Origin of the sequence: Halomonas sp. ND22Bw, from assembly GCF_003011945.1 — a bacterium.
GTDB classification, from domain to species: domain Bacteria; phylum Pseudomonadota; class Gammaproteobacteria; order Pseudomonadales; family Halomonadaceae; genus Halomonas; species Halomonas halophila.
In genome coordinates, this window is the sequence record NZ_PXWD01000482.1 from 1 (window position 1) to 324 (window position 324).

Genomic DNA, 324 nt, shown 5'->3' on the forward strand with positions numbered 1-324 from the left:
GCGGCCTACCGCGCACTAACTTTACCCTTGGACCACCGCGTGGGGGCCGATCACTTGCGCCAGCGATAATAACTCTGCTCGGAGATCTCCGCCTTCCTGCATGCAAGGGCCAAACTCTTGCCCTGGGCCGTCTGCACCTCAATCTGACGCAGCTTGAGCACGACCTGCTCCAGGTTCGTCTTCTGGCCTCGCCGCATATCCAACTCCTTTGATCCTGGCTGATCCTCTCAATCAGCCCGGTCCAAAGCCAGCCGGTCAGGTCACCCCGCGCATTTTTGTTGCCGATCAAGCCGTCGCTAAGTTCAGAAACCCCCCAGCTCCTGT

1 pseudogene is annotated in these 324 nt (G+C 59.6%); it reads right to left on the bottom strand.

Annotated features, from left to right (window positions below):
* Positions 1-53: 53 nt before the first annotated feature.
* A pseudogene (locus tag CVH10_RS19035) lies at positions 54-197 on the bottom strand (IS3 family transposase); the annotation flags it as partial.
* Positions 198-324: the final 127 nt, after the last annotated feature.